This is a genomic window from Shewanella sairae (genome assembly GCF_023283535.1).
Lineage (GTDB): Bacteria > Pseudomonadota > Gammaproteobacteria > Enterobacterales > Shewanellaceae > Shewanella > Shewanella sairae.
On sequence record NZ_JAKILT010000039.1, the window covers coordinates 17485 to 42726 of the forward strand.

Below are 25242 nucleotides of genomic sequence, written 5' to 3' on the forward strand. Positions count from 1 at the left end.
CTCAGGAAAACGTTTTAAGTAAAGGATAAACAGAGTATGGAAACGGGCGAAAAAATTAGGCGTCAGGTAATGGGCACTGACTTTGTTGAGCGTGCATTACAAAACGCTGATGATTTTACACAACCTATGCAGGATTATATTAATAGTCATGGCTGGGGCGCGACTTGGCACCGAGACGGTATCGATTTAAAAATGCGTAGTTTGGTCACTATTGCTATGTTGGCAGCATTAAAATCCCCTGAAGAGTTAAAGGGGCATGTTCGCGGCGCGCTAAGAAATGGTGCCTCGGTAGTGGAGATCCAGGAAGTGTTATTGCATAGTGCTGTCTATTGCGGCGCACCGGCAGCACAGCTGGCATTTAGAGCGGCAAGTGAAGTGATAGGTTCTGGCTAAGGCTTTGGCGTTTTCGGCGCTCCGGCGTTTTCGGCTTGAATTGTGCGTAAGTCCATCGCTAAGGTAGGCCACTTATATCGATTACGTTTCATCAATGACTTGTTGTGTTTAAAAACTGCTTATTACCTACCTTTATTATTAGTTATCACTTAACTACCTCTAAAGACCCATACCCAAGTTTAATCCGTTTCCTTAGGTTTGTTTTGGTGTTTGTTTTTTAAACAATAGGTGAAAGTAAATGAAATGGATAAACCAAGTACCCCAACTATGTCTTCTTATCGTGTTAGGTCTAAGTTCAAGCATTGCTTATGGCGGCAGTTGGCAGCAAAACGTTTCAATTGGTGGTTTTAATAAAGTTCACATCTATACACCTGATAGTGATTCCCAAATAGGTCAAGGCAAGTCCCTGCTTATTGTGCTTCATGGCTGTGTACAGCCCATTAATAACTATTTAACCGCAAACCTTGAGCAAGCTGCTGAGGCGCACGGCATGGTTATCGCTGTACCAGATGCCATGAATAAAGCGGGCTATAGCTGCTGGTCATACTGGCAAGGGAGTATCAATAGATCTTCTGCAGATTATAAAAACTTGATCAACTTAGCGAATACTATGAGTGGTGATAGCCAACGTAATATTGACCCAAAGCAGGTGTATATAGCAGGGCTCTCGTCTGGTGGTGCGATGGCAGCGCAAACAGCGTGTGTCGCACCTGATGTTTTTGCCGGAGTTGCACCCAGTGCGGGGCCTACTATAGGCACAAGCTCTAATGGGGCGATTACGACTTGTGAGTCTGTTGCGGCATCGACCTTCAAGTCACGTTGTGAAGGCTATGCCGGCAGTTATAAGAGTCACTTTTCTAGCCAGATTGCGGTAGTCGGCCATGGCACTGCCGATACAACGGTGAATACTTGTTATAACCAACAAAATGCAAATGGTTTTGCCTTGGTATATGGAGCAAATCAGCAAGCGGGAAGTAGTGTAGTGAGCGATGGTGTGGGGCAAACTGCACAAGAGCATCAGTGGAGTGATAATCGTGTCAGCATGCTTTGGTTTGAAGGGCTTGATCACTCATGGTCTGGTGGCGCGGGCGCATCTGGCGATTATGTTGCATCTGATAGCATTAATTTTGCCCAATATCTTGGTCAGTTCTTTACCGATAATAATTTAAGAGTCGATAGAAACTCAGGGCCTGCGTTAAGTGATCTTACAGCCGTTGAGTCCAATGGTGGGTTATTAATGTCTGGGGCGGCAACTGATGTAGAGGGCTCAGTTGAACGTGTTGAGCTTACTATTTATCGCTTAGGCTCCGGCGTTAGCGAATTGGTAGAAACATTGACGAGTCAGGTATCTCGCATAGATGCCAGTTTCAGCCAAAGCAGCAGTGCGTTAGTAGATGGCCTTTACTCTGTGACAGCTATTGCCTTTGATAATGAAGCCAAAGCGGGAGATGAATTAACTATTACCGTCAGAGTGGGCGCTGTACCTGAGGCAACAGCGCCTCAGTTAAGTGGCATTAGCGCGGCGATTTCGGGCCAATGCGCTACAATCTCTGGGGCCGCAATTGATATAAACCTAGATTTAACCGCTGTAACGGTGAGTTTTGCTAATGGCAACCAAGTTCATGCCAGTATTGTTGATTCCGCTAGCGGTTATCGGTATTCGGCAGAGGCCTGTAATTTACCAGGTGGTAGTCAAATCGCCAATGTTATCGCAACAGATGCAACGGCATTATCGAGTCATGATAGTGTGTCATTTATTGTCGACGCCGGTGTGACAGGTGACTATAACCTACATATCAATCAAGGGCATATTAGTTGGGGCGTTGGCTATTCTGCATGTTACCTTGCATTTGGTACGGCCGATTTTACTATGCGTGAATACCCATCTGGTACTAATCAATGCCAATGGGTAGCCGACGGAGATACCAGCTGCGCAGGCCCTGTACAAGCTTGTATTGGCGGTGGGGCGGGAACGCCTGATAGTGATAATGACGGCATTAGCGATGACCTAGATAATTGCCCAAATATGGCTAATAGCGATCAATTGGATAACGATGCAGATGAAATTGGCAATATATGTGACTCAACACCCGACGGTGAAATTGTTGATAGCGATGGTGATGGCATTAGCGATGAGCTAGATAATTGCCCGAATATGGCCAATAGCGACCAATTGGATAACGATGCAGATGGGATTGGCAATGTATGTGACTCAACGCCAGATGGTGATAGTTTTCAATGCAGTGAATCCACGGCCAGTAATTATGCCCATGTTCTAGCTGGGCGCGCCACGACAAATGGGATATATGCTTTCGCATTGGGTTCAGGTACAAATATGGGGCTTTACAATGTGTTCTATTCAACAACACTTGCGCAAACCAGCAGTAATTATTTTACGGTGGGAAGCTGCCCCTAGTTAAAAGCCGCTTTCATTAATAGGTTCAAATAGGCTTAAGTCTATGTGTTCGCAAAAGCCAGAATTATAAAACCAGAACTGTAAAACCAGAGTTATAAAGCCAGCAATATAAGCTGGCTTTTCTATTTTAAGTAAGAAACTACACTTCTAACCTCTAGTTTTTAAAGTCTAGTGATCTCCACTCTTTAAACGCTTTCCTATCGTTATAAGCCTGCGTTTTCATCAAGCTAATACCATCCGCTTAGTGCCATTGTAGAATGTAATTATTAGTCGCTTAAAGGCTGAATTGATAGAGGATTCAGATAAGCACTTTGCTCAATCTTGCTGGTACATCACAGGGCAATTACGTGCTTTCTAATGGAGGAATTATTAGACTTTTTTGGAGGCTATATCGAGCTTGTTTCCAGACTTATTGTCAGGCTCGGAAAGGCTAAGAAGATAAAAAGTGAAAGGAGCAAAAGTCGGTATCAGAGACTTTCTACATAAACAGTTGTTTTGATAAGCAGGTGATTACATAAATAAATGTTTTCATAAACAGGTGTTTTCATAAGCAGTGCCTTTATATAAATGATTTCTATAAGATTTTTATATAAAAGCACTGCTGATATCGAGGACCTAACTGGCGGGCACTCTAAGTAAATTACTCTAAGCCAATAACTTTAAGTAAATAACTTTAAATAAATTACTTTAAGTCAATTCAAGCATAAAGTCCGCTATTTGTTGGTAGGTTTGTTGGCATTCCTCTTTTACCAGATCCTGTAGCAACATATAGGCATGAATTAGCCCGTCAAACTGGTGATGGCTGACCTTAACACCTGCTTCGTGAAGCGCGTGAGCGTAGGCGAGACCTTCATCGCGCAGCGGGTCGCAGCCTGCTGTAAAGATTAATGTCTCTGGCATCTTGTTTGAAAAGGGACCATAAAGGGGGGAGGCTTGTTTGATAACTTGCAGTTCTGACTCATTAGTCGTTTGTAAGTTGTTATTGGCCTTAAGCGAAAAATACTGCTGAAAATACCAACGGATTTTATCTTGCTCCAATAAAAAACCACTGCCGTTGCTTTGTATTGAGGGGCTACTCATGGTGTAATCGACACTTGGGTAGATCAAAATCTGTTTATCTATCTTTATATCGCTATTTTTTAAGCTATTCATGCTCAGTGTCGTGCAGATAGCGCCGCCCGCGCTGTCACCCATTATGCCTACAGTATCATTATGAGCGACGCCTTTAAGCAGCTTTTTGTAATTGATTAAGGCATGTTGGCAATCATGAATACCAGCCGGATAGGGATGCTCTGGTGCTAACCGATACTCGACACAAATAACCACGCAGCGGACTGTATTGGCTAATTGACGGCTAATAGGGTCATATAGCTCAACACTGCCACACATATGGCCGCCGCCATGAAAGTGCAGCAGTACTGGCAAGGGCTCATTTGGCGCTGGACTATAGACTCGCACCGCAAGCTCTCGGCCTTCAAAGTCTAACGATCTATCTTCAACAAAGGCGAGCTCCGGCGCTTCACTCATAAAGGCGGCGAGTTTGTCTAGGTTGCCGCGTATTAATGCTGCTGTCCATTCAACCTTGTTGCGCTTGGCTTCTGCTAAAGCGTTATTGGCCTGAGTTAGAAAGTCTTCAAGTTTAGGGGATATTATGCCTCGCATGGTTTGAGCTCCTTAGCTTTACCTGTTTCAGGTAAAAGGTAACTGCCAATAAAAAAGGTGGTGCTAATAAGGGTGATTAAGATAAACGAGGCAGAGTAGTCGCCGCCATTGATATCAACTAATTTGCCAAAGACCCAAAGCACTATGGTTGAGAACAGGTAACTAATGGAGTAGAACAGGCTAAACACCACGGTTATTTTTTGTCCTGTCATATTGGGGATTTCATGGGGCAGTGTTACTAATGCAGTGACAGGGAAGAAGATAAAGAAGCCTAATACGATGGCGGATAGGGTTTGAATCCAGGCATCGGTACTAAATGACAAACCAAATATGGTTAAGGTGATGATAACCCCTGAAAAGCGGATCACAGGTAATCTAAGCGGTTTACGCTTGCTGTAGAGTATGCCTGCGATTGTGCCCAATATACCAAAGCCAATGACCCACTTACTTTGACTAATGCCAGCTTTGGGGTAGAAGGTAAATAAACAGATATAGAAAGATAAAAGACCTGAGTAGGTAAACCCGTACGCCCAATTAAACTTATCTTTTAAACCATCCATATAGCTGTAATGGGCTGTGTCGGCAGTCGTTTGCTGGCTTGATGATGTTTCAGTTTCAAATTTTACCAATAACCATGCTATAGCTAAGAGCAAACTTGAGAGAGAAAACAGGGTTAAACTTGCTTTCCAGCCACCTGTGAGCTGATTAATATCGGCCATAAACCACAAGATGATGGCGGTGCCCACATTAAAAGCGACGGCATTGAGGCCGTTGACCACCGGGCGTTCTTCAGGCGTAAACCACTGCATTACAATAGGGTTGAAGTAGACAATCATAAACGCGCCGCCTAGACCCATCAAAAATCGACTGATCAACAAGAGTTCATAGTTAGGGGAGAAGGGCGTCATTAAGCCTGTGACAATTAATAAGCTGGCGATCAAAAAGGCATATTTGACACCGAACTTAATGGTTATCAAGGCTGCACCAAAGGTGCCGACGATTTTGGCTAACGTCACGGCGCCACTAATAAAACTGGCTGATGCCAGACTGTCGATCTGCATCGAAGCCATGATCTGATCCATGCTTGCTGTGCCGCCGACCCAAGCCATGGCAAACAAAACATAGCTAAAGAAAACGAGGGATTCAACGAGGTATTTATTGGTTATTTTCATAGAGTCTAGCTTCAAATCTTATGTGAATACTGAGACTTAGGTTATCTGATGGTTAGGGATAAAGAAGTACTACCTTAGTGCACTACATAGGTCGACTCATCGTGTTATGCTGGGTTTATCAGTTAGTTACCAACTTGTGTTTACTTTTTTTGGGGCTGGGCTTAGGTTGGTAAAGATAGATCAGATAAAAGGAGTAAGCGCGTGAAGGAGAGACAGTGTTAGCTTGGTTGTCATTGGATACTTGGTTGATCACCTTTATTTCTATCGCCTATTTGGGATTGTTGTTTGTGGTGGCGCAGTGGGGGCAAGATCAGGCAAAAAGCCAGTGGCTGAGCCGGCCTTGGGTTTATAGTTTATCTCTGGGGGTGAGCTGCACCTCTTGGGCCTTTTATGGCACGGTAGGACAAGCCGCAACGACAGGGGCCTGGCTTGCGCCTATCTATATAGGCTCTATCTGTTGCTTAGTGTTTGCTTGGCCGATGTTGATGCGGATCCTTAAGATAATTAAGGAGCAGAACCTCACCTCTATTGCCGATTTTATCGCTTGTCGATATGACAGATCGCCGCAAATCGCCGCCACCATTGCCATAGTCTCTATGCTTGGCACAATTCCTTATATCGCCCTGCAACTTAGAGCGATTAGTACAAGTTTTGATTTGCTCACAGGTACCTTCCAATCTGGTATTAGCACTGCCTTTGTGGTGACCTTAGTGTTAATCGTTTTCAGTATTTGGTTTGGTACTCGGCAAATTGCTGCCAGTAAGCAAAATCAGGGTTTAGTGTTCGCTATTGCATTTAGCTCTGTGGTTAAGTTGTTTGCTTTGACTGCGGTAGGCATTTTTGCCACCTTTTTTATTTTTGATGGTTTTGGCGATCTATTATCGCAAAAAGAGCATTTAAAACCGGCGACCGATAGTGGCTCAATTTACTTTGTATTGATACAAGTGGTTCTTGGTGCGATAACCATCTTTATTTTGCCGCAAGAGTTTCACATGATGATGATAGAAAATCATCACGAAAAGGAGCTTAAGGCTGCACGCTGGCTATTTCCGCTTTACCTGATTTTAATCAATGTGTTTGTTTTGCCTATCGCCATAGCAGGCCAGTTAACCTTCCCGGGAGGCAGTGTTGCTGCCGATACTTATGTGTTGACCATTCCTCTGTTTTACCAACAAGCCTGGTTGGGAATTTTAGTTTATGTGGGTGGGCTAGCGGCTGCGACAGCTATGGTCATTGTGGCAGCGATTGTACTGAGCACTATGATCTCTACTGAGATATTAACGCCGTTATTACTGCGTCACCCTCACTTTAACGCCAAACAGACACCTCAGCTTGCTGGTGCGCTACTTAACTTAAGACGTGTATCCATTGCTGCTATCTTGCTCTTTGCATTTGCTTTTGACCGTTACATCGACGAGCAAAGTCATCTAGCCAGTATTGGCTTATTGTCATTTGTACTGCTTTCTCAGTTTGCGCCCGCAGCCGTCGGCGCCTTGTTTTGGCGTCAAGCGACTTCCAACGGGGCGCTAATCGGTTTGATTGCAGGCACGTTTTTCTGGCTTTATACCTTGTTGCTGCCTTCTATTTTCACTGACGCTAACTGGGTGTTATACGGCCCATTTGAACTAAGTTGGTTGGTTCCGACCAGTTTGTTTGGGCTGAGTTGGCTCGATCCTGTCACTCACGGTGTGTTTTATAGTTTGTCGGCAAATTTAGCCTGTTATGTATTGATTTCGTTACTCTCTCGTCGCAGTGTTGGTGAGTCAATTCAGGCTGAGCTGTTTTTAAACCGCTCCCAGAGTCAGTTTGAGCGTAACTTAAGCGTGGACGATCTCTATAGCTTGTTGCATCGGTTTATCGATAAACAGGAAGCCGATAGCTTGTTGGCATTTGCTAAAACTATGCATGAGAATGAGTCGGATAGAAGCGGTAAGCTGGTGGAATATACCCGCTTAAAGCTATCTGGCGTATTGGGCTCGGCCTCGACTCGTATGGTGATGAAAGCGGCTTCATTTTCACAAAAGGTACCGCTTGAAGATGTGGTGAGTATTGTTGATGAAGCCAGCCAGATTTTTGAGTTTAATCGTGAGCTATTGCAATCTGGCGTGGAGAATATCGAGCAGGGGATCAGTGTGGTTGATGCTGATATGCGCCTTGTTGCTTGGAATCAACGCTATATTGAGTTACTTGAGTACCCTGAAAATTTTGTCAAAGCCGGGATCCCTATCGAGGAGCTGATCCGCTTTAATATTGATCGCGGGGTGATAACTGGCGATGAAGCGAGCTATTTAGTTGAGCGACGGATAGAACATATGCGCTCGGGCAACGGTCATTATTATCAACGTACCTTGCCCAATGGCATAGTGCTAGAGATCCGCGGTCAAGCTATGCCAGGTGGCGGTTTTGTTAGTACCTTTTCTGATATTACTGCGCATATCAAGGCGGAAAAGGCGTTGCAATTGGCCAATGAAACCTTAGAAAAGCGGGTAGAAAGTCGCACCCATGAGTTAGTAATGGCTAAAGCAGAAGCAGAAGCTGCCAATAGCTCTAAAACCCGATTTTTAGCTGCAGCAAGCCATGACCTAATGCAACCTTTCAATGCGTTAACTTTGTTTACCGATATGCTAAAGCAAAGGGTTAAATCGACAGAATTAACTGAGTTAGCGGACCATATTGAGGACTCGCTCAATGTGGTGGAAAACTTGCTTTCTGATTTAGTTGAGATCTCAAGACTCGATGGCAACTCGCAGAAAGTTGAGTGTAGTGACTTTGCTATTGATGAGCTGCTATCGACACTGACTAATGAATTCAATGTGTTATCCAATCAAGCTAACATCGATTTTAGCTACCAGTTTTCGAGCTGTTTTGTTCAAACCGATCAACGCATGTTAAGGCGAGTGATTCAAAACTTTTTATCTAATGCATTTCACTACTCGCCCGCTGGAGGATACGAGCATGAGCACACAAGCAATGAAGTAGGTGTACAGAACACTGCCCTACAGTGTGGTTCACAAAACCGTAGTTTTAGTCCTAAGGTCGTTTTAGGCGTTAGGCGCCTTAAACAAAGTATTTTAATTCAAGTGTGGGATAACGGGCCTGGAATTCCAGAAGATAAGCAGCAAACGATATTTGGTGAGTTTGCACGTTTAGAGCAAACACGTGAGGTGCCGGGCTTAGGTCTTGGTTTAGCGATTTCAGATAGAATTGCAAAGCTACTTAATCTAAAAATATCCTTGCATTCAGTTGTTGGTAAAGGCACTTGCTTTGCTATTGAAGTCCCCAGAATTGCAAAGCAGAAACACCGCAGTAATGTTGTTAGCTTTCCAAGTGATGAAAGCCAAATCAGCAGGGCACAATTTGATATTAGTGTATTGGTGATAGATAACGATGAGCTGATGCTAAAAGCCATTTCTAGCCAGCTAAGTGACTGGGGTTGTCATGTTCTTGCCGCTAAAGATGAAGCAAGTGCACGTGAATTGTTAGATGCGCAATTAAGGCTTAATGCTGGAAAATCGAGGGAAGCGGGTACACAGGTGCCTAAATTGATCATTGCCGATTACCATCTAGATGATGAGCAAAACGGCGTCGATTTAAGTCAGAGGTTGCTTGCCAGCCATAGCGTCTTTGTATCACAACCACCTAGCTGTGTTATCTGCTCCGCGGATCCCTCTGAGCAAGTGCGGCAGCATACGACGGCTGCGGGTTATGCATTTGTACGTAAACCGGTAAAGGCTATTGCGCTTAAAAAGATAATTAAGAAGTTATTATAACCTGACATGACAGTGATATAAGTCTTACATGGAGTAGTGCATATTCTGCCCCTTGCCGTTATAGCTTAAGGCTTCTGGCGGCCTGAATCATTAAGCGTGGCGGTTTAGCTGAAAACCTGTGCGAATAACTTAAGTAACCAATCTATGTTATTGGAAAGGGCATATTCAGGTTGAATGTTTACAGGGGGCTAAGCGTTTTGCGCGAGTATTTGCCCTCGCGTCTCCCGGGCGGGGGCAAGATGCGATGAAGTTAGCATGTTAAATGAACATTTTAAGTTAGTAATCTAAGTCACCAGTCGAAGTGCTAAGATGTTAAGCAACAACCACGTCATTTTCTGGCGAGGTGATCATCAGCTGTTGGTAAACTAGCCCTGCTTGAGTGCGGTTATACACTTCAAGTTTAAGCAGTATTGCTGATACATGCTTTTTCACTGTGGTCTCTTTAATATCCAAGTCATAAGCTATCTGCTTATTGAGTTGTCCGTCTGCGATACGGGCGAGTACGGTATATTGCTGCGGGGTTAATTGTGCAAGTTGGGCGGCTAGGCGTTGATGCTCGGCGGCTGCTTCTTGATCGTTATTGATATTGCTGTGCTCTGGCAGCCAGATCTCGCCATCGAGCACTTCATTGATCGCTTCGCCAATGACAGTGAGATTGGCTGATTTTGGAATAAAGGCGCTGGCACCAAAATCGACGGCTTTGCGCATAATCTCAGGCTGATCGTCCGATGACACCATGATAACAACCAAGTCTGGAAAATGATTTTGCAGTAAGGTGAGGCCGGTAAAGCCATCGTTACCAGGCATATGTAGATCGAGAAAAACGATCTCAAGCGTTGGTGTCTGCTCAACTAGGGTTAATAGATCTTGAAAGTTCTCCGCCTCTAAAATATCAGTCTTATCGAAGCTTGCTACGACAGCCTGTTTGAGTGCTGCGCGAAATAGCGGATGGTCATCTGCAATTGCGACTTTAGCCTGTGACATAATCTACTCCTTTAGGATCTTCCATTTTGCTGACGATATGTACATTAACATACTCATTATTTAGAAACTCATGTCTTTAGATTGATATTTCTAAACTCATGTTTATAAATAAATACTTGTAAAATTGGCGTTAGTACTGCTAGTACTAACGCAATAACCGAACTGGCTGCCCAGTTCGGTTATTATGTTGCTTATATCAATCGTTGTCGACTCACATTAAAAGCTGTAGCCAACAGTGAGAGAGATGGTTTGCGGATCGCCATAGTAGCCGATTAAGGTGTTATCTCCGCCAAGACCGGGTAGATAACCGCCGTCGTCGGTTGGGGTGACAAACGCATAGGTACCGACTAAGTACTCTTCATCTGTAACGTTTTTCCAGTGCAGGCCTGCGGTCCAACTACCTTCTTCGCTATACCAGTTAAGGCCAAAGTTAAGTAGTCCGTAACCTTCTTGAGTGAGCAGGCTATCTGTTACCGTTAAGTCATATTCACTGCGATAGTAGTAGTTACCATTGAAAACAAAGTCGCCAATTCCAGTACTGAAGTCATAATTAAAGCCAGCATTGGCTGTGGTTTCTGGTGTGTTTGCGACGGTATAACTGTCGCTGATATCGATTTGATTGCCATTTTCATCATAAGAAATCACTTGATCAAATGATGAATCGATTAGGCCAAGAGTACCAAATAGATTGAGTGACTCAGTGGCAGCATATTGGATCTCTAGTTCAAGACCTTTGGCGGTAGTTGAACCTATATTGCCCAAACGTTGGTTTAGATCGGCGGCATCTTCACCTGGCAAAACGGTGACGAACTGTCTGTCTTTATGATCGAGGTAAAAAGCGGTGGCATTAAAGCGTAAATTGTCATTCCATTCGCTCTTAAAACCTATTTCATAAGAGTCGACGACCTCTGGGTCAACCGCTGGCTCGGGCCCTGTCGCTCTAGGGTTAAAGGTGCCTGATTTGAAACCCTGAGAGTAGCTGGCAAACATCATTAATGTATCGCTGTGTTGGTACTCTATACCGGCTCTAGGGGTAAAGCGTGACCAAGTTTCGCTGTCGTCGAGTACCAATGGAATATTGGCATTGATGAGATCTTCATCGCGTTCAAAATCTGGATACCATCCGGTTTCTGGATAAATGCTGTCAAAGACCACTCCGTTATATACGGTGGCATCTTTGGTTTCTTCTGTGTAACGAGCGCCTAGGGTCAGCGACCATTGCTCGGTTAAATTGTAAGAACCCTGTGCATAGGCCGCGTAACTTTCACTGTTGTTACAACCACGTACTTCTCGGGTTAGTCCGCCATAAGCCATAAAGGCCTCTTCTAATATGGCATCGAAGTGGCCACAGGAGTCGCCCTTAAAATAATACAGTCCTGAGACGATGTTTAAGTCTTCAGTATCATAGTTTACTTGAAACTCTTGTGAAAATTGTTCATCGTCATAAATCGCTGGGACATCGAAGATGCGTAGGTCAGTGTTGTCAAAATCAATATTTGTCGGTGAATAACTTTCACGTGAGGCGGTAACTGATTTAAAGGTCCATTCATCGTTAATGAAATACTCTAAGGTAAAGCTTAATCCTTCGGTTTCAACTTTATTCCAGGTAGGCATACTGGTGTAAGAATCATAAACGCTATCGGGTACTGGCGCGTCAGTCAGTAGGCTTGGCAGCAGACGATAACCACCTTTAGCATTGGACTCATCTTCAGTCTTATCATAGTTAAGACGCATAAAGAGATCGTCTGTAGGGGTATACTCCAGCGTCAAACGACCTGCCATCACGTCTTTGTTATAGTTTTCTTTGTCTTGACCTGCGAGTGCAGATGTGATGAATTCGCCATAACCGTCACGTCGAAGGCTTGCTAACGCAAAGCCAAAATAGAGTTTGTCATCGACTAAAGGATATTGACCGGCAATTTTAAAATCTTGCTGATTGTAACTGCCTAAGGTGGCGTTAAGATCAAGCTGCGCATCGCCTGACATCTTCTTAGTCACATACTTGATTGCACCGCCTATGGTGTTTTTACCGTAAAGGGTGCCTTGTGGGCCGCGAAGTACTTCGACACGCTCGACATCGAGAATATCCAGTACTGCACCTTGTGGGCGTGCCACATACACGTCATCGATATAAATGCCGACGCCAGGCTCATAACCCCAAAGTGGATCTTCTTGACCTACGCCACGGATAAAGGCGGTAAGGGTTGAGTTAGTACCGCGACTGCGTTGCAGCGTGGTGTTAGGCGAGAACTGCTGCACTTCAATCATTTCCGTAATGCCGTTTTCAGCCAGTTGCTCGGCGCTGACCGAGGTCACGGCAATTGGAACATTTTGTAGGCTTTCAACGGTTTTACGCGCGGTGACTTCAATGCGCTCTAGGATAGGTTCCTGCTCAATGCTAGCTTTTTCATCGGCAGCCAGTACAACTTGGCTTGTAAGTGCGGTTGAAATGGCTAAGGCGAGGCAGCTTAGCTTGATAGTATTCTGTTCCATAGAGGTTCCCTGTTGAGTACTGAGTTGCTAGCACTTGGCTGTTAACTCATTGTTATTGTTTTTCTTGGCATTGACTCTATAGCAATGAAGTAATAATTAAATCTGCACTATAGTAGTATACGGTTGTTAAGCTTCTGGTTTAAATGGTTATTAATTTTTGCTTTGTGTTTTTAGATTCGAAGCGCTGGCTGTTTTTTAGCGGATAACGCATTTTGCCAGCGGACGTTATTGAGTTAGATATTCCAAAATCTAACAATTTCAATGGCGCTGCTAATGGGGGCGGTAAGCAAGAATGGTGCGCTTGTACCGCCATGACTAACCGCTGGATTGACGGCTATACCGTGTTCTAAACCTGTTATTGTTACTAGTTCTACGGCAACCTCGTTGTTACTGTCTCGCCATTGTGTTGTGTGTACGCCTTTTGCTTGAGAGCTAGTTGGTTGATCTTGTTGCTGTTTAAGTCCAGCCCATTGATAGGCTAACTTCTCGGCATTAATGGGGTTCACGACTGAATCACTATCGCCAGTCCACACTGTAAGCCTTGGCCAACTTTGCTGTATGGGTTGTACTTTTCGAACCTGTGATACCAGCTCAGATGCTGGTTGTAATGGACCTTTGCGCATACAGGAAATGGCGGTTGTGAGATTATTAGCGCAGGGGAAAGGCAGTCCGGCGATGATAGCGCCAGCGTCCACCAGCTCAGGATAATTGACTAAAATAGCGCTGCTCATGGCGCCGCCAGCCGAAAGACCTAGAAGGTAAACGTGACTGGTATCAAGCTCTTTTTTAGCGGCTAAGATCATGTTTTTAATTGATAGCATCTCTCCAGAGTCAAGGTTTGTATCCTGAGGAGAGAACCAGTTAAAACACTTTTTTATATTGTTATCATAGCTTTGCTGAGGAATAAGCAGTGAGAACTGATGCGACTTGGCCAGTGATGCCAATCCACTTTGTTCAGCCAAGGTTTCGCCATTTTGTTCACAACCATGAAGTAACACGACTAGATTTTTGTTTGCCTCTTTAGGCTCCAAGTAGCTTGCCGTTAGTGAACCTGGGTTTGCACCAAAATCTGTAAGGGGAATAAAAGCGGCAGAGGCAGAGGCAGGTAGTAGCGAAAGACTTAAAATCAAGCCTTTTACTGCACTGCTACTACATTTTATTTGATTGCTAATTGCGCCCATTGTTGACCTTCCATGTTAGGGAAAAGTTAATGCTTAGGCTCAACTTGCTGAATTTTTAGATTTACGACAATGGCACTTTAGATCTATAGGGAAAGAAACAACGTTTGTTTTAGTTATTTCTTGGAAGACTTTTTAATATCTAATATCAATAGGTTAGGGCTTATTGATGACGCTAGAAACCGAACTATTATGATTAACAGTTCGGTAGAGTCAGGCCCTAGACATTGGCACAACTGCCTGTCTGTATTTAATAGCGAGGGATCAATTGAGTTAACCTTGTTATTTGTTACTAAAGACCAGCGAATCCAAGACGCCCATACCACTGTGAACACCGCCTTCAGTGCTGCGGGCTGATTTACTTCTAATTAAATATCCGGCGTAAGCCTGTTTCTGGCTTTTTTCACCTTTAATTGCTACTTCATCGTTTAATTGCCAAATAACATTTCGGTTAAAGCGAATTAATCGGGCTAATAACAGCCATTTTTATTGTTAAATGGACGTTTAGTGATCTAGAGACTATATAACCTATAGCGAGAGCTGCTCTGCTGTATGAGCTCATTGATAAAGAAACGGAGATATTCAAATGAAAAACACCTCAGTTGTTGCGTTAACGGCTATATCCGCCTGTATATTGAGTTTTGCACTGCCCGCAAAGCCTGCTTTTGCTGATCACCATCAAGACTGCAGTACTATGGTTTTTTGTGACAAAAAGCGTTGTGAGATCTCAAAGCAAATCGTTATGGCAAAGGCGCATGGTAATACGCATAAGGTATCGGGCTTAGAAACAGCACTTCAAAATGTTGAAGCGAATTGCAGCAACGATGGATTAAAACAAGATTTAACAGATGAAATAGCCGATGTAAAACAACAGATAGATAAGTATGAGGCTTCGTTAAAAGAAGCTGAGGAAGAGAGTAATTTAGATAAAACCTATAAATACAAGCAAAAATTATTGAGTGAAAATACCAAGCTCAAGCAACTTGAACAAGAATTGGCTAGCCTGAAAGCGAATCCATAAATTCGCGTACGACTGGAATAACTTGTTAGATAACAGGCGAGGCACCTTATTAGCAGGAGCCTCGCCTTAGTTTAATACTTACAAATGCGTCTTAAGAACACTCATTTTAAGTCTTATCTTGCTGCTCGATAAAGTCTTGAAACTCGATTTCATATAAGCGGGCTAGTACTAGCGTGACCGCAAAGATAATAGGGCCATATATTAAGCCAATGAGGCCGAAAAGTTGTAGGCCGCCTAGGAGTGAGAAAAACAGTAACAGAGTGCTCATACCGGTATTTCCTTGCATTAGCCAAGGTCGTAAGAAGTTATCGATAGACCCAATCACCAGAACGCCCCATGCCATTAGAAATAGCGCCCATTGCCAGTCACCAGTAATGAACAGGTAGATTGAAGCCGGAAGCCAGATCATGGCGGTGCCGACAAAGGGGATAAATGAGGCAAAGGCCATCATGCTGCCCCAAAATAGCCCTGAAAACCCTGCCATGGACATAGCGATGCCGCCTAGTGCCCCTTGAGCTAACGCGGTTAAAAACGCGCCGAAAACGGCAGATTTTGCCACCATTTTCACTTCATTAAATAGTAACTCTTCTTGTGAACGGGATAATGGGATGATGTGCCTGATACTGGCAATGATCCTTTCTTGATCTCGAAGGAAGAAAAACAGCACAAATAGCATTAACGAAAATGATAGCACCGTGTCGGCAACATCACCGAGTAAACCTGTACTGGCGCTTAAAAAGCTACTGCTTAATTGGGTGACTTTAACTGCCGCTTGCTGCACCAGTTCATCTATTTTAATGGTGTCAAAAGGCAACCACTTATTTAATAGGCTAACACCGCTTTGAATATAGGGGTGGGCAAGAAAGTCTTTAGCACCGCCATCGGTAAGCCATTGGTAGGCATTACTCATAAAGTTGATGCCTTCATTTATTATTGCGACTGCTACGAACAGTAAAGGAATTAACACCATTACAGTTATCGATGTGCAAGAAGCCACAGAGGCTATATTCGGACTATTAGGCATGCGTTGCTGCACTTTAATATGAAGCGGCATGACTAGGATGGCGACAATAAACGCAAGTACGATAGATCCTAAATAGGGGGATACCAGCAAATAACATGCATAACACGCTATCGCCAATGCGAGCAGTAATATGGCGTGGTGGGGTTTTAGTTTAAAACTGTCTATCAAAAGAAACTCCAAGCACTTTGGATAAGTGATTTAATAAGGGCTAGCTACTATTTTAAGTCTTTTATCTTAAGCTTTGTATGTTGCGTGATAAAAGCGGATTAATATTGAAATAATCGAATTAGGTTCGTTAAAGGTTAAGAGTAAGGTTAACTATAGTCAATGCTAGTAATTACTTCTGTGATTGAACTTTGTCTAACGCAGCTTTTATTTAGTGGTTTGATTATTCATAATTTGCTGCGACACAACTTGTCGCAAGAGAGTATTATGCTGTCTGCTCAGAAAATTATGAGATCCTTTGATGCAAACCAATATTCAACGCCAGATTGCGATGCTTGAGCTGATCCCGCGTCATCCAAGACGAATAACCGCTAACAATATTACTGAAAAGTTAAACAACCGCGATTTTGATATTGGCTTAAGAACAGTGCAGCGTGAGCTTAAGGCTATGCATGATATGGGGTTGTTTGGCTTAGTGATGGACGATAGATGTAAACCGTTTGGTTGGTCTATTGCCGCTTGTTGGCACGGTATTAATTTAACCTTGATGGATAAGCATGTGGCATTGGCGTTTCACACGTTACAGCACAGTGCTAATCAATTATTACCTCCACAAAGCGTTAAGCAGTTAAAGCCTTATTTTGAAAAAGCAGATCAAGTGCTAGGTAGCGATCCTGATAACCCATGGCTGTACTGGGCTTGCCGTGTGGCTCAATTACCCGAACCGCTGCCCATTACCTTTGATGAGCCCGATCCCAAAGCACTGGAAACCGTGCAGCAAGCGCTGCTTGACCATCAACAAATCGGTTGCCAAATTCAACGAGTGATTAAAGGCAAAAGCTATTGGATTGACTACCGACCAATTAACCCCGAGGGGATAAAAATCAGTGGTGGGGTGGTGTTACTGGCCTTTACCTTAGGTAACACTCATTCTAGGCGCTACGCAAAGCCAATACACATGCTGCGTAATATTGAACTACTCGGCACTATAGCGGTGATGCGCAGTGATTTTGATATTGCACGGGTGGGTAATATTAACTCAGAAAGTACAATCGATATCGAGTTGTTATTTGAGCCTTCTGCGAGCTTTATATTGCGTAATGCTAAATTGAGCGACAGTCAAACACTAGAGCGCCGCGTCGATGGGCGCTATTTAGTTAAGGCAAACGTCATGGATACGTCTAAGTTAAGAGAGTTTCTTTGGAGTATGGCTGACAGCGTTGAAGTTATCGCTCCAGCTAAGCTACGGGCGCATTTTTGCAAGCTCAGCAGTAAGGTTATTAATAAATATCAAACTGCTACGACGGAGGTTGTCGCAGAGCTGGTTTAGTCTTATCAATACAAATTTTTGTTATGTATTGAGGATAACTGCCGATGTTTGAATTACTAACCCCCAATGAGCAGACGCCGCGTATTACCGTATTTGGCGTAGGCGGCTGTGGATGCAATACCATTAATCAACTTAGCCAATCTGCCGTTGCAGACAATGTTCAGCTGGTGGCAGTTAATACCGATGCCCAATCATTAACACTTTCACAGTGTAGTACTCGCTTACAGATAGGTCAGCAAGTGACTAAAGGTTTGGGCGCGGGGGCAAGGCCGCAAAAGGGTTATGAAGCGGCAAAAGAGTCTGATACTGATATTCGTGATTTGATTGAGCAGGCTGATGTGGTGTTTATCACCGGTGGTATGGGCGGCGGAACAGGCACTGGCGCGATTCCGTTTATGGCATCTATTGCTGCAGAGCTAAATAAGCCTCTGGTCGCTGTGGTGACCACGCCTTTTAGTATTGAGGGTCATCAACGCAGTAAAATTGCCAGAGCGGGAATTGATCAGCTAATGCAGCAAGCGGATGCGGTCATCGTGCTGCCAAACGATAAATTGCTTGAAGCCTTAGATAAGAAGATCAGTTTAGTGAACGCGTTTTATCAAAGTAATGGTATTTTACAAGATGTGCTTCAGGGCTTAACCACCACCATTAGCCAGGCGGGTTTAATCAATATCGATCTTAATGATTTTGTCGAGGTAATTAGCCACCATGGCCGTGCGGCGATGGGCGTAGCCAAACAAATGCAAGGCGATGATTTACAACTGACCATCAATAATGCCCTTAAAAATCCGCTACTAGAACAGATTGATTTAACTAAAGCTAAAGGCGCCATTGTGAGTGTAATGGCTACCGATCAAATTGAGCTCAGCCAATATAACTGTATCGGCGCGACCTTGCAGCAACAGCTCGACCCAGATGCACTAGTGATTATCGGGTTAACCCTAGTGCCAGAGCTTGACTGTGAGCTTGAGCTCATGGTCATTGCTACGGGCATTAGCGATGAATCGCTTGATAAGGTAAGTAAAGCTGATGATGCTCATATCCAAATAACCAGCATAGTTGAAGATGAAACGCTTAATAAAGATAGTAAAAAAGAGTTAGCCAAGCCTGTTACGGTTAATAAAGCACGTTTTGATACCTCAGAGCTACTTAACCTGCATGATTTTTTAAAAGAGAAATCAGCAAGGGCGATTAACCTGCCCGAGGAGGAATTAGACATTCCGACTTATACACGCAAGCAGACCTGTTAATAGGGCTGTTGGCACTAAAAGGCTTTTTAGCGCGTTAAGATGAGCTATTGAGCTCTGTCATATTATCCCTAAAACAAGATAACCCCTAGCGGGGTTATCAATAAAGCTTGTGATAAACATTAAACCCATTCAATCCAATACTTATCAAAGGCCTTAGCTCATTCCCTATCTAGGAATGATTTCATGAGCTTAGTCTACTTTTACAAATGTACTTTCACGAGCAAATTTGATCGCGTCTTCACATAGTACCACTTGCTGCTCTTTATTCGCTGCTTGGAACTTAGTCATATAAGCATCTAGTGCTTGGCTTGTTTCTTTGGTCATAATCATCTCTTCAATGCCTGCACTTCTATGAGACATCATAGATTGACCTACGATTTGACCTTCAATTTGCATATCGTGCTCGGCATAAAAAGAGGTGCAAATCATTAGGCTTGCCATGCCAACTGCGGTGTCAGTATCTAAGTTTTCAGCGCTAGCCGTACCTGCGAATAAACAGCTTACAAGACCTGCAATAAGTAATTTTTTCATTATTGTGAACCCTTTTTTCATTTCGCTTATGGAAGCGTTATCTAGATGATATTCGGTAGCATTTCTAATAATTTGAGGTGCTACTTTAGATGGATAAAGGCTAGCATGTACTTATTAATGGGTATGTGATGGCAAGCCTCATTTTGAGGGTTTAGCATCATTTTTGTGTGCTTAATCACAGTCGTTACGCGGTTTTTATAAGTGAAAAAAGCTAAAAATGTTTGAAGCGAATAATTCGTTGGTTTTTATCGTATTATTTTTGTGCATTCGTGTTTTGATTTGGTTTTTTAAGGCGCTTGTTACTACTGAGTCACAGTGTTAATTGATAGTATGGCGTTTTTGTCGGATGGGGTTATCGATGGAGCTTAGGCGACATTCTGTTAAGTTTGGATTTTTACAAGGCGTGGTATTTTGTAATAGCGCTCACTTGTGTGAACAAGGCCTAACCATTAATGGCAAGCTTTACCCTTATCCGCCGATGGAACAAACTGTTGAAGTGAGGCGAGGTTGGTTCACTAAAACCTTAGTCTGGGGCAATAACCGCTTTAGCTTTTTTCATTTAATCAATAGCAAACCGTTATTTAGATTAGCGCTGGATAATCGTCTCGTAGCTAATCGCGCTCAGTTACAAGTGAGTTTTGATGATTTGCTGGTGGATATTGAGGCGTTTAATCATCACTTTGCTAAACATCAGCGCTATCTACGTAGTTCTGACATTAAGCAGTTTGAGCAAGCTTATGCAGCCAGTTTAGCGCTGTTCTCATTAGAGCCGCATTTCTCTTCCCTTGGTTTTGCAACCGACAAACTTAACTGCCGCTTAGCTAAATTTATTAAGCAGCCGCAACTATTCGCCGATAAATATAACCAGTGGTGGCAAACGCAGCAGTTATCTGCTCATGCCGGATTATTCGACTCTCTTGAAGCGCACCCATTAACTGAGCTGCAGCGCCAGGCCTGCGTGATTGATGAAAACAATACCTTGGTCATAGCAGGCGCTGGTACCGGTAAAACCAGTACTATGGCAGCAAAGGCTGCTTATTTAGTTAAACAAGGGTTAGCCAAGCCTGAAGAAATTTTAATGCTGGCATACGGTAAGGATGCCCGAGTTGAACTAGAACAGCGGACTAAAGCGGTATTTGAGCAGCTTTTTGAAACACGACCCACAAACGGACATGACTGTGGTGTAAAAGATATTGCTGTAAAAGACGGCGGTATAAAAATTAGTACTTTTCACGCTATCGGCAAAGAGATTATTGAGTACTTCTCTGATGGCATAGCGACAAATACCGCATATCAGCCTCTACGAATATCCGTGCTTGCCAGTGATGAGAAACAGTTTACCCAATTTATCGCTCAGCAGATTGATAGTATTGTTACCGATCCTGCAATGGCTGATCCCGTCGCCGAGTATTTTGGGCGCTTTTTGTATCCGCAGGTTAATGAACTGGCTTTTAAGTCGGAAGGTCAATACCGAGCTTACCTTAAAAATAACGATATAAGAGCGCTTTCAGGTGATTTGGTTAAAAGCTTTCAAGAGCTTAAGATCTGTAATTACCTCTACACCCACGGCATTGAGTTTGAATATGAGCCTAACTACCGCGGTTCTGCGAACGTCAAATCCAGCGCCAGTGTTAGTGCCCGTGAGCCCGGAAAGGGCGCTTATCAACCCGATTTTTATATTCCTAAACTTGATGCGTATCTAGAGCACTTTGGCATCGATAAAAAGGGCAATACTCGCCCTGATATTGATAAAGCGGCATATAACCAAAGTCGTGAATGGAAGATTGCGCTACATCAAGAGCAAGGCACTTGTTTACTGCAAACGTTTAGTTGGCAGGCCAATATCGTCGAGCTAGAGAAAAGCCTTGAAGCACAGTTATGTAAGCGATGTGATGAGCTTGGACTCCCCCAAAGTGAGTTATTTAAGCCAATTGCCCCGCAAGCGGTATTTGAGCAAGTTAAGGCATTGGGTGTTTATCGTAATGTAAGCCGCTTGATGGCAAGCTTTGTGGGTTTGTTTAAATCATCGGGATTAACCCTTGCTAAGTTGAATACGCTAAAATTAAAGCTGACTGATGTTCAAGTCAGTGATGACGATGACAAAAAGCCTGCCGTTAGCGCTAAGGCTGCAGCTAAACAAATCAATCTATATAACCAGCTGAGATGGAAGGCATTCTTACACTTGTTTAGTTGGGTTATTGACCGCTATGAGGCTTATCTGGAGGAGAATAACACCATTGATTTCTCGGACATGATCACCAAAGCGCTGACTATAACTAAAAGTAAGGCGTTTCATCAAAAAACGGGTAATCGTTTTCGTTATAAATACATCATGGTTGATGAGTTTCAAGATATTTCAAGTGAACGTGCACAACTGGTAAAGGCATTGCGAGATGCAAATCCAAATTGTGCACTGTTTTGTGTAGGTGATGATTGGCAGGCCATTTACCGATTCGCTGGCAGTGATCTTAACTTAACCACGGAGTTTGAACGTACATTTGGCACCACGCAAACCGTTACCCTAGATAAAACCTTTAGATTTAATGACCAGATTGAAAAGGTCGCGTCTCGGTTTATTCAGGCTAACCCTGCACAGTTAGCCAAACAGCTTACCACCCATAGTAAGAGTGATAACCCTCAAGTGTGTTTGCTTATTGAAACTAAGCAAGCGGCATTGGAGCAGGCTTTTGCAAGCATTGTTGTCCAGAGTAACAATCGCCAAGTTAGCGTTATGCTGATAAGTCGTTTTAAAAGTAGTTTGAATGACTTAAGTGTTTGGCGTCAGCGTTATCCGCAATTAGCCATTTCAGGCATGTCTGCTCATGCATCTAAAGGTAAGCAAGCTGACTTTGTGATAGTGCTGGATGTGAACGATGACAAATATGGCTTCCCTAGCAAGATAGCTAATGACCTGATTTTAGACGTATTGCTACCTAAGCTGGACTCATTTAAAGACACCGAAGAACGGCGCTTATTTTATGTCGCGTTATCTCGTGCTAAGCAAACGGTATTTGTGCAAGCGGAATTGGGTAAAGAATCCAGCTTTGTTAAGGAGTTACGCAGTTATGGCGACGATGTTCTGCTTCACTTGAGTGAACTCGCTGACTTGTATCATGACTCAGCGTCTTGTCCTGAATGTAATGACGGCAGGCTTATCCCGCGGCAAGGGCCATATGGTCTGTTTTATACCTGCTCACTAGGCAAGGATTATTGCGATACTAAGTTAGACGCTTGTCCAGCATGCAATAGCGGCCCTATGTTAGCTAATCAGACTTATTATGTTTGTGGCTCTGCAAATTGCGGGCATCAACAGCAAATTTGTCCTCAGTGTTTAGCGGGTAAACTTGTGCAGCGCACTAATGCTAAAAGTGGAAAACTATTTTTAGCTTGTAGTCGGGGTAAAAGGGGCGATGCGACTCGTTGTAAGTACACCTGTGATCTCGCCAGTGATAAACAGAGTACGGCAGCCTAAAGAGTTATTTTTATTTTAGGTGAATAATATTGATGCAAATTATTAATCCCTGCCATCAGCTAAAGTGACCTTTTACCTCAATGCTGTGTAAGTTATTTGAATTTAGGTTGAACTAATTTGATGGGAGTAATGGCTTGTTTTAGATTTTTTAAGTGTGATGCAATTTTAAATAATTGTTACTGTTTATAGCTAAAAACATTGTAATTGATTGAGAAGGCGGCTAAAAATACATCTTACATTCGTGGCTACAACCAGACCCTTAATTAGACTTTTTATTTGAATAGGGGGCTAGCCTCTGCCAGCTATCGATTATAAAGGCGGTTTTAATGTCTCATTCGAATTCTTCAAAAAATAAATTCATATTGCATTCCAGTTATCCACCATCTGGCGACCAGCCAGAAGCTATTGCTCGCCTGATTGACGGAATTGAGCAAGGCGCCACTCATCAAACCTTAAAAGGCGTTACTGGCTCTGGCAAAACCTTTACGGTCGCCAACATTATTCACCGCCTCAAACGACCAACAATTATTCTAGCACATAACAAAATGCTGGCGGCTCAGTTATATAGTGAGATGAAGCAATTTTTTCCCGAAAATGCAGTGGAGTTTTTTGTCTCTTATTATGATTACTACCAACCGGAGGTTTATCTTCCTGGCAGTGACCGTTTTATTCGTAAAGACTCTGCTATTAATGAGCAACTTGAACGCCTTCGCTTATCGACCACTAAAGCCCTAATTGAACGCCGAGATGTAATTGTCGTTGCTTCGGTGTCTTCTGTATATGGCTTAGGAGATCCTGAGGCGTATCGGTCGTTACAAGTTCACTTGCAGTTAGGTCAAGAGGTTGATGTTGAGCTTTTAATCTCACAACTTGAGCGCCTGCAGTACAGTCGTTGTACACGCACCATCAAGCGAGCCACTTTTTTAGTGCGTGACCAAGCGATAGATATTTTTCCGGCGGATTCAGAACATAGGTCGCTCACTGTCGAGTTTTCTGGCACCCATATCGCCAAGCTTTATTGGGTAGATGCAATTAGCGGTGACAAGCTTGATGATATTGAACAATATCTGGTATCGCCAAAAACATTGTATTCAGTATCGATAGAGCAGGTTGAATTAGCATGTAAGCAAATCATGGCTGACATGGAGCGCCAAGTAGAGCAACTTAACAGTGAAAATAGATTCACAGAGGCGGCACGTTTATATGAAAGAACGTTGGCTGATGTAGAGCAGTTAACGACTCAAGGTTATTGCTCCGGTATTGAAAATTATGGGTCCTATCTTAATCAACGAGATCCTAGTTTACCGCCAACGACATTATTCGATTATCTGCCTAAAGACGGCTTATTGTTTATTGATGAATCCCATGTGATGATCCCGCAGATCTCGGCTATGTATAAGAGCGATCAGAGCCGTAAGAGCACGCTTATCGATTTTGGTTTTCGCTTACCGTCTGCCAAAAACAATCGCCCTTTGAGTTTTGCTGAATTTGAAGGGATCAAACCACAAACCATATTCGTATCTGCAACACCCGGTCACTATGAGCTTGAAAAATCACAGTCGCGGGTGTTTAAGCAAATTATTCGCCCAACCGGTTTACTGGATCCAGAAATTGAAATTAGGCCATCAGCTAACAGTATTGAAGATCTATTTCATGAGATTAAGCTCAGAAACCAGCGTAACGAAAGAACCTTGATTACGACATTAACCAAGAAAAGCGCGGAGAACTTAAATAATCATTTGGCTGCCAAAGGAATTAAAGTCAGCTATTTGCACTCCGATGTGAAAACGCACGATCGAATTGAGACGGTAAACGCGCTTCGCGCTGGTACTTATGATGTATTGATTGGGATTAACTTATTAAGAGAGGGATTAGATATTCCCGAAGCGTCACTTGTGGCGGTACTTGATGCCGATCACGCAGGGTTTTTACGCTCAGAACAAGCCTTGATTCAAATTATCGGTAGAGCTGCTCGTAATCAACATGGTAAGGCGATTTTGTACGCAGATAAGATGACTCCTGCGATGAAAAGAGCCATAGATGATTCAGAAAATCGCCGAGCAGAACAAATTGAGTACAACCGCTTAAATTCAATTGTACCTAGCTCATCGGGGCGTAAGCTTGAGAAGACACAAACCGATGGTCAACCAAGTCTTGAGGTCATTACAAGAGCCCAAGACAGAGTCGGTTTTTGTGAAAGTTTGGCTGAGCTTTGCCAATTAATTACCGATAAAGAGAAAGAATTAATAAGCCTGGTAGATTCATCAAATCTAGAGGATGCTAAACGAGTACGAGAACAGTTAGTGCTGCTTTATCGTCAGTTTATTTATATGTAGAGCAGGTGTTTTAAGTGATAATACTTCATCAAGAATTTTAATCTT

15 protein-coding genes and 1 pseudogene are annotated in these 25242 nt (G+C 43.3%); 8 read left to right on the top strand and 8 right to left on the bottom strand.

The features are described from left to right. Window positions 1-36 precede the first annotated feature (36 nt). Window positions 37-393: a carboxymuconolactone decarboxylase family protein gene (locus L2748_RS15725; protein WP_220781175.1), complete on the top strand. Its 357-nt coding sequence runs from the start codon at window positions 37-39 to the stop codon at window positions 391-393. Window positions 394-631: 238 nt separating this feature from the next. Further along, window positions 632-2809: an extracellular catalytic domain type 1 short-chain-length polyhydroxyalkanoate depolymerase gene (locus L2748_RS15730; RefSeq protein ID WP_220781176.1), complete on the top strand. Its 2178-nt coding sequence runs from the start codon at window positions 632-634 to the stop codon at window positions 2807-2809. 687 nt (window positions 2810-3496) lie between these two features. On the opposite strand, the gene L2748_RS15735 is transcribed toward L2748_RS15730, so the two are convergent. Continuing rightward, window positions 3497-4471, bottom strand: coding sequence for an alpha/beta hydrolase (locus L2748_RS15735; RefSeq protein ID WP_220781177.1), 975 nt, complete (start codon window positions 4469-4471; stop codon window positions 3497-3499). Further along, window positions 4459-5643: an MFS transporter gene (locus tag L2748_RS15740; protein ID WP_220781178.1), complete on the bottom strand. Its 1185-nt coding sequence runs from the start codon at window positions 5641-5643 to the stop codon at window positions 4459-4461. Before L2748_RS15740 ends, L2748_RS15735 begins: the two co-directional genes overlap by 13 nt. A gap of 215 nt (window positions 5644-5858) precedes the next feature. On the opposite strand from L2748_RS15740, the gene L2748_RS15745 reads away from it, so the two are divergent. After that, window positions 5859-9413, top strand: coding sequence for a hybrid sensor histidine kinase/response regulator (locus L2748_RS15745; protein ID WP_220781179.1), 3555 nt, complete (start codon window positions 5859-5861; stop codon window positions 9411-9413). A gap of 312 nt (window positions 9414-9725) precedes the next feature. On the opposite strand, the gene L2748_RS15750 is transcribed toward L2748_RS15745, so the two are convergent. From L2748_RS15750 to L2748_RS15765, 4 genes and pseudogenes are all read right to left on the bottom strand, one after another. Then, window positions 9726-10397: a response regulator transcription factor gene (locus L2748_RS15750; protein WP_220781180.1), complete on the bottom strand. Its 672-nt coding sequence runs from the start codon at window positions 10395-10397 to the stop codon at window positions 9726-9728. A 216-nt stretch (window positions 10398-10613) separates the two neighbouring features. Then, window positions 10614-12890, bottom strand: coding sequence for a TonB-dependent receptor (locus L2748_RS15755; protein ID WP_220781181.1), 2277 nt, complete (start codon window positions 12888-12890; stop codon window positions 10614-10616). A 233-nt stretch (window positions 12891-13123) separates the two neighbouring features. Further along, complete coding sequence (locus L2748_RS15760) at window positions 13124-14071, bottom strand: extracellular catalytic domain type 1 short-chain-length polyhydroxyalkanoate depolymerase (protein WP_220781182.1); 948 nt, start codon at window positions 14069-14071, stop codon at window positions 13124-13126. 279 nt (window positions 14072-14350) lie between these two features. Beyond that, window positions 14351-14488: pseudogene (locus L2748_RS15765) on the bottom strand (hypothetical protein); the annotation flags it as partial. Window positions 14489-14654: 166 nt separating this feature from the next. Here L2748_RS15765 and L2748_RS15770 point away from each other — a divergent pair. Then, entirely contained in the window at window positions 14655-15089 is a 435-nt protein-coding gene (locus L2748_RS15770; RefSeq protein WP_220781183.1) for a DUF1090 domain-containing protein, read from the top strand. A gap of 106 nt (window positions 15090-15195) precedes the next feature. Here L2748_RS15770 and L2748_RS15775 read toward each other — a convergent pair whose 3' ends face one another. After that, window positions 15196-16281 (bottom strand): AI-2E family transporter, encoded by a 1086-nt coding sequence (locus L2748_RS15775; RefSeq protein WP_246616155.1) that lies wholly within the window; start codon window positions 16279-16281, stop codon window positions 15196-15198. 298 nt (window positions 16282-16579) lie between these two features. Here L2748_RS15775 and L2748_RS15780 point away from each other — a divergent pair, with 298 nt between their 5' ends. Then, window positions 16580-17608 (top strand): helix-turn-helix transcriptional regulator, encoded by a 1029-nt coding sequence (locus L2748_RS15780; RefSeq protein WP_220781184.1) that lies wholly within the window; start codon window positions 16580-16582, stop codon window positions 17606-17608. A 44-nt stretch (window positions 17609-17652) separates the two neighbouring features. Continuing rightward, complete coding sequence (gene ftsZ / locus L2748_RS15785) at window positions 17653-18858, top strand: cell division protein FtsZ (RefSeq protein WP_220781185.1); 1206 nt, start codon at window positions 17653-17655, stop codon at window positions 18856-18858. 189 nt (window positions 18859-19047) lie between these two features. On the opposite strand, the gene L2748_RS15790 is transcribed toward ftsZ, so the two are convergent. Then, window positions 19048-19389, bottom strand: coding sequence for a hypothetical protein (locus L2748_RS15790; protein WP_220781186.1), 342 nt, complete (start codon window positions 19387-19389; stop codon window positions 19048-19050). A gap of 346 nt (window positions 19390-19735) precedes the next feature. On the opposite strand from L2748_RS15790, the gene L2748_RS15795 reads away from it, so the two are divergent. Together L2748_RS15795 and uvrB are read left to right on the top strand one after the other, a co-directional pair. After that, entirely contained in the window at window positions 19736-22861 is a 3126-nt protein-coding gene (locus tag L2748_RS15795; RefSeq protein ID WP_246616156.1) for a UvrD-helicase domain-containing protein, read from the top strand. A 326-nt stretch (window positions 22862-23187) separates the two neighbouring features. Further along, window positions 23188-25197, top strand: a complete 2010-nt coding sequence (uvrB, locus tag L2748_RS15800) for an excinuclease ABC subunit UvrB (RefSeq protein WP_220781187.1) — start codon at window positions 23188-23190, stop codon at window positions 25195-25197. The last annotated feature ends 45 nt before the right edge of the window (window positions 25198-25242 follow it).